At 44.9% G+C, this 5,909-nt stretch carries 6 protein-coding genes and 1 pseudogene; 2 read left to right on the forward strand and 5 right to left on the reverse strand.

What is annotated here, in order from left to right; all coding sequences use genetic code 11:
* Nucleotides 1–139: 139 nt before the first annotated feature.
* The 4 genes and pseudogenes from PX482_RS05355 to PX482_RS05370 form a co-directional block, all read right to left on the reverse strand.
* Nucleotides 140–1,012, reverse strand: a pseudogene (locus tag PX482_RS05355) (RNA-guided endonuclease InsQ/TnpB family protein); the annotation flags it as partial.
* Nucleotides 990–1,598, reverse strand: a complete 609-nt coding sequence (locus tag PX482_RS05360) for an IS607 family transposase (RefSeq protein ID WP_287107615.1) — start codon at nucleotides 1,596–1,598, stop codon at nucleotides 990–992. The gene PX482_RS05360 and the pseudogene PX482_RS05355, both read right to left, overlap by 23 nt.
* 87 nt (nucleotides 1,599–1,685) lie before the next feature.
* Nucleotides 1,686–2,123, reverse strand: coding sequence for a Holliday junction resolvase RuvX (ruvX, locus tag PX482_RS05365; RefSeq protein ID WP_287739299.1), 438 nt, complete (start codon nucleotides 2,121–2,123; stop codon nucleotides 1,686–1,688).
* Complete coding sequence (locus tag PX482_RS05370; RefSeq protein ID WP_288122170.1) at nucleotides 2,123–3,364, reverse strand: GNAT family N-acetyltransferase; 1,242 nt, start codon at nucleotides 3,362–3,364, stop codon at nucleotides 2,123–2,125. Before PX482_RS05370 ends, ruvX begins: the two co-directional genes overlap by 1 nt.
* Before the next feature lie 212 nt (nucleotides 3,365–3,576).
* Between PX482_RS05370 and PX482_RS05375 the strand changes: the two genes are divergently transcribed.
* Together PX482_RS05375 and PX482_RS05380 are read left to right on the forward strand one after the other, a co-directional pair.
* A complete protein-coding gene (locus PX482_RS05375) occupies nucleotides 3,577–4,083 on the forward strand; it encodes a hypothetical protein (protein WP_002741066.1) in 507 nt (168 codons plus the stop codon).
* An 8-nt stretch (nucleotides 4,084–4,091) separates the two neighbouring features.
* The gene (locus tag PX482_RS05380) at nucleotides 4,092–4,499 is read left to right on the forward strand and encodes an MAPEG family protein (protein ID WP_002763339.1); all 408 of its coding nucleotides are present in this window, start codon (nucleotides 4,092–4,094) and stop codon (nucleotides 4,497–4,499) included.
* 90 nt (nucleotides 4,500–4,589) lie between these two features.
* Here PX482_RS05380 and PX482_RS05385 read toward each other — a convergent pair whose 3' ends face one another.
* Nucleotides 4,590–5,630 (reverse strand): adenosine deaminase, encoded by a 1,041-nt coding sequence (locus PX482_RS05385; RefSeq protein ID WP_002763338.1) that lies wholly within the window; start codon nucleotides 5,628–5,630, stop codon nucleotides 4,590–4,592.
* Between the last annotated feature and the right edge of the window lie 279 nt (nucleotides 5,631–5,909).

Consider the following 5,909-nt stretch of genomic DNA (forward strand, 5'->3'; position numbering starts at 1 on the left):
CTCTCGATGGGAAGAAGCATATCCTTAGTTAAAGCAGATTTTCTTCCTCAGTGCAACCTAAGTCGATGCTTTCTCACGAGTGCGGGTTCATTTTCTAGGTTGACTTCGGCTTCCTTACCAGCATTTATTGAGATGTTGCGTAAAAACCCATATCCTGAACGGCTTTAGCTAATTTGTGATTAGCCATCATCCCAGACACATTTAAATCCTCAATTACTATCTGGCCGTGGTTCTTGGCTAAATAAGTGGTGAGTTTATGTAACGTATCTTTACGGATATTAGCTATTTTAAAATGAAGTTTAGCTATTTGCCGTTGGGCTTTGTTCCAATTATTTGAACCTTTTACCTTATGTCGGTTCAAGTATTGAAGTCTGGCTAATTGTTTTTCGTATTTACGATAACTTTTAGAGCCTTCAAACGTTTCACCTGTCGATAAAGTAGCCAAAGATTTAATTCCTAGATCACAACCAACTACATCATAAGTTTTATTGGTTGTTTGCTGTTCAACTTCCATCTTAAAACTAATAAACCACCTATTAGCTTTTTTACTAATAGTAACAGATTTTGGCTGGTATCCATCAGGTAGCCGCTCGTAAGTTTTTAACCAACCAATCACAGGAACTTTTATCTTTTGATGGGCAATTTTAATGCTCCCATCTAAAGTGAAACTATCCTGTTTACCTTTCTTCTTGAAATTTGGTGGTTTAGCTATCTTCTTGAAGCATCTTTTCCAAGCATCAGATAAAGCTCTTAACGCCCATTGGGGGGCGCATTTAGACACTTGGTAATACCAATCATGCTCTGATTTTACCAATGCTACCAACCATTGATGAAGGTCAATAGCCGTAGGAAACTTGATTTTTTCATCAGGGTTAGCTTGATTATGGTCTAAAATTTGCTTGGTTAAAGCCAAACCCCAATTCCAAGCATGACGTGCGGTTCCTGCGTGTTGGGCTAATAATGAGCGTTGTTGATTATTTAGTTTTAACTCAGTCTTGAATCCTAGTAGCAACGTCTCTTAACTCCTCTACGATTTTTCTATTTTTATGGTTTCTAGAGCCATACAATCTAGCGGAAAATACCGTAATGATTTCTAAGACATCTGGCGCTAAATCCTCCTCAAATGTACTGTCTTCAGTTCGATTGATAATGACAACTTCAGTTCCGAATTGCTCACACAGACTAAAGATTAGTTCACTACCAAATCTAAGTAATCTATCCTTATGAGTTAAGACCAATCTCTCTACTTTACTATCAACAATCAACCGAATTAATCGCTTTAATCCTTTTTTGTTGTAGTTAAGTCCTGAACCTAAGTCGTCTATAATTTCAACTTGCCAACCGTTTTGAGCGCAAAACAGTTCGACAACTTCTTTTTGACGTTCTAAATCTTTCTTTTGGTCATGACTAGAAACACAACAATAGCCAACAGTATAGGAAAGATTCTCTTTTACTCCAAGCAACTGAGAAATTGTATAACGACGATGCCCATTAGCAGTCCGTTCTGGAATTAGTTTACCTTCAGACTCCCAACGCCTTAACGTCGATACGCTTACACCTTTCAATTTAGCGGCTTCCGATATGGTTAACTTACTCATAAAGCTATTATAGCATAAGTCATGAGTAATTTTGGATAGTATTAGTTAGGTTTTTGGTTTCTGTGATTAACCCTTGCCGTTATCTCCTCAAACAACAGTATTAACTCGCCGTCGGCGATCGAGCCATTGTTGTAAAATAATCGCCGCCGCTTCCCGATCGATCGCTCCCTTATCCCAAGAGGAAAACTGTTTTTTGGCTTTTAAGAATTCTTCCGCCTCTAGGGACGTGCAACGCTCATCAATGTATTCGAGGGGCAAATCTAAGGCGATCGCTAGTTTCTGGGCGTATTTTTGCACCTGTTGGGCCTGAAATCCTAGTTCTCCGGCCATGGTATAGGGCAGTCCCGCCACCAAAATCTTAATATTTCTTTCCTTGACAATCGCCTCAAACTGTGGTATCTCGGCAACAAAGGAAGAACGGATAATCGTGGTTAAACCGGTGGCGATTAAACCAGTGCCGTCACATCCTGCCACTCCTACCCGTTTTTTGCCGATATCTAAGCCGAGGGCGGCGACTCTTTCCATCACACTGGATGCCCCTGATCGGGGGGTTCCGAGGGCGGTTTGACCGGGGGAAGTTCCCCCGGACTGTCGAGGGGGTCCAGGGGGGGATTATTGGGCCATTTTAACCAAGACATCCGACTAGGGATGGGAGTTCGCGGCACCGGTTGTAAACCCTGCAGCATTTCTGCCAGGGCGGAATTTTCCGGCTTAGTTTCGCGGATTTTGTGCCATACCGAGCGCGACATCATCAGGGTGTGGGAACTGCGGATCGCTCCCAATTGTTCCAGATATTCCCGTCTTTCGTGCTGATAATCGGCAGATATCAACTCTAGCGAGCGAGGGGGATACCTGCGAGTGATCTGGGCCATCTGGATTAATAACTTAGGATAGAGCCAAGTGTAGGCGGGATGGACAATTAATTTCGCTTGATGGGGTCGCTCATCCCGATTAGATAGAATTAATTCAAAATAACCGATCGCAGCTTTTCGTTGCGGTTCAAAAACGTAACCGCGACTAATTTGCGGACTGCCGCACCAACTTTGACAGCGATAGAGCAAACTATCAACTAAACTGATTTTAAAATCCTGGATATGGCGATCAAATACCTGACGCAGTAGCGGCGGCATAGACACACAATCTAACTGATAGAGCAATTGAGCGTCAGCATTGCTCACGGGCAGTAAATTCGGTAAATCTGGCTCTTGTTTCGCCAATTCCTGTAATAATTGCGGCGGTAAAGACCAATAGGTTAATTCCGCCAAAGGCTGAAAACCGTGTTGCCGGAAAAGTGCCAAACTGTCCTTTTGATTGATATTAACCTCTAACACCCAGGTGCGCGCTTCCCAAACCGTTTCTAGACAATAACGCAGTAATTGCGCCCCGATGCCCTTGGGTTCGCTTAAAGACTCCCCTGGATGCACCCGCACCTGTTCCACCCGCCAAGTGCTGCGACTACTATTAAAAGGGGTGACTTGGATTGCCCCGCGAATTTTCCCTTCTTCTCCCCGATTGGCCATGGACTCAGCCACATAGACATGAAAACGGTGTTGGAGAGGATTGGGAAAAAAACTGAGAATTTTAAATAACCCAAACCAAGGCCGCACCTGCTGCACCTGGGTGCGGAAATTTTGGGCGCGACGATCAATATCCTCATCGAAGTCATCCAGGGTTAAAGCTTCAATGTCTTCCAAATCCCGATATTGTACGGGACGGATTGGGCGATCGCTAAAATCGTCCCCTTGGGGAACAGGAGAAGTGGTCATGGCTCTGGGGTAAATATCGTCTATGCACCTATCTTACCGCAGAATCTAGAGGCACTTCCCCACCAATAACAATTTCTGAGGGATCATAGGGGACCACCACCGAAAGAACACCTCGATCGGTAGCTGGGGTTTTTTGGGCCAAATTTCCGATTATGACAATTCGATGCTACAATAACGGACGGTTAATCAGTCCGAATTTGCAGTAAAAGTCTTTGAGTCAATCTGTAGATACCACTAACACCCTAGACACTCTAGCTCAAGAACTAGCCGCCATTCAGCAGACCGGTTCTAAGCGCGTCGCTTTATTGGGTTCCCGTCACGTTCCCATCACGCACCAGCAATTGATCGAAATGATGGCCTATGCCCTCGTGCTGGCGGGCAATCGGATTATGACCTCCGGGGCGACGGGAACCAATTCCGCCGTCATTAAGGGGGCAATGCGGGCAGATCCTAATCTGTTAACCGTGATCTTACCCCAAAGTCTCGATCGCCAGCCCCTGGAATCCCAAGAACAACTCCAGCAGGTTATCCATCTGGTGGAATGTCCCGAAAATGACCATCTATCCCTAGGGGAAGCCAGCAGCCTCTGTAATCGCGAGATTATCAATCGTTGTCAACAGTTAATCTGTTTTGCTTTCCACGACAGTCAGACCCTTTTGCAAACCTGCGCGGAAGCGGAAGATCAACGCAAGCTAGTTACCCTATTTTATTTTGACTAAATTCAGCGATGAATCTCTCCGTCAGTGCCATTCTTCTCTATTCGATAGTGGCTGCCGCTATCTCTGTCTATCTACCTTTTCTGCTGGTGGCTTACGCTAGAGCTAAGGTGGGTTACGATACCTCCGCTCCCCGGGCCATGTTCGACCAACTCCCAGACTACGCTAAACGAGCAACTTGGGCCCATCAAAATGGTTTTGAAACCTTTATGATCTATAGTGCTGCCGCTCTCATGGCCTACGTTACAGGAGTATCCTCATCCCTGGCCGCTGTCTGTGCGATCGCTTTCGTGATCCTCCGGCTTCTATTTTCCCTTTTTTATATCACTAATGTCCCGATCGCTCGTTCCCTGATGTTCGGTCTCGGCTCTCTCTGTACCTATACTCTCTTTGGGTTGAGTTTAATCAAGATTCAGTAGAATTCCCCAAACCAGATGCAGGAGAGTCGGAAAACGCTATAGTTCGGGAGCGGTAAAGAAGTTGCTTAACCCGAACTAAAGTTAATTCTGTTACTGATAAACCGGTAATTTGGGATTATCCACTGATAACAAACCAGTTAAAAGTGAGGCGGGTTTTTGACTGTAGGGCCAGGCAAAAGCATGACGAAAAGCCGCATCTTGACAAGCTTGTAATTGTCGGAAATCGATCACGTCCAGGGTGAGTAAATTTTCGTACTCGAAGGGCAGCCGGACATTGTGTAAACCGGCATTATCGGTACAGATAGCAATATCAACCCCCGCTTCAAAACAGCGATCAAAGACTATCTTTAATTGCGATAAACTTTCGAGGGTGCCAGTTTTTAAATAGGTGGTGGGACAGACTTCTAAACATTGATGACGACGGGCAACTTCCGGCAGCAATTCCGGATATTGTAGGGGAATTTGAATACCGTGACCAATTCTTTGCAGATAGGGCAGTAATTGGGGATAACAACCGTCCTTTGTTTCGTAAAGATGGCCGGTGGTGTTTAAACCCTCTTCCCTGGCATAACTGTATAAACCAGCAAATTCCTCTAGTCGAGTTTGGTAGTAGGAATCACCCCCGGCAATATCGATCGCACAGACGTATTCTTTCATCTCTAGGGCCAGATCAACGATCGCTTTGTTGACTTGGGAGGGAAGTCGCGAGTGCATACAGAGAATTTGACTGGTAATAATCGGATATTCGCTCATTTTCGAGGCTTGACCGACGATCTCGACAATCGAGCGCATTTGCTCGATTCGCTCTGTTTGGTTCAAATGTTCGTCGGTGCGATAGTAGGGAGTATAGCGCAATTCTAAATAGGCAAGATTCTCGAAGATGTAAGCGCCGCGAATCAGACGATAAATAAAATAGGGCAAAGTTTGGGCGGTTTGAACACTTTCGACTAGGGTATGTAATTCCAAATACTCATCTAAACTATTGCGTTCACGGGTGTAAAATTCCTCAAAAGCGGGGTATTCCTGGAATTTGGCCGCTAAATCCCGCTCATGTCTGTGAAAGTAGCGCCAGAGAATTCTCGGTACTACCGATCCCCCTAAATGCCGATGCAAATCCGCGTATAAAGCCACAACTCCGCTGCTCCTTAGTCTCTCAAATGTTCCTTAAATATAACGAAGTTTTACAATTGTTTGACAATCGTTCCCAAATAGTATCAGTACCTAGGGTTTGCTGAAAAAGTTTTTCGTGGGGGCAGGGTGTGGGGTGTAGGGTGTGGGGTGTAGGGTTTTACCGATTTTCATCTGGTCAATTACCTAATTTTCAGGGAAAAAGTACCTGAATTTTCCCCCCGCTCACTCCCAGGTCCGGTACTTTTGGATTGACAAAAAGTCTAAAAGTCTTATCCAGCA

Source organism: Microcystis sp. M53602_WE12, assembly GCF_030065455.1.
Taxonomy (GTDB): domain Bacteria; phylum Cyanobacteriota; class Cyanobacteriia; order Cyanobacteriales; family Microcystaceae; genus Microcystis; species Microcystis aeruginosa.

What these genes read in the sequence shown, in the direction of transcription:
- PX482_RS05380 (WP_002763339.1), top strand. Translation starts at nt 4,092, where the DNA reads ATGAATCTCTCCGTCAGTGCCATTCTTCTCTATTCGATAGTGGCTGCC.
- ruvX (WP_287739299.1), bottom strand. Translation starts at nt 2,123, where the DNA reads ATGGAAAGAGTCGCCGCCCTCGGCTTAGATATCGGCAAAAAACGGGTA.
- PX482_RS05360 (WP_287107615.1), bottom strand. Translation starts at nt 1,598, where the DNA reads ATGAGTAAGTTAACCATATCGGAAGCCGCTAAATTGAAAGGTGTAAGC.
- PX482_RS05370 (WP_288122170.1), bottom strand. Translation starts at nt 3,364, where the DNA reads ATGACCACTTCTCCTGTTCCCCAAGGGGACGATTTTAGCGATCGCCCA.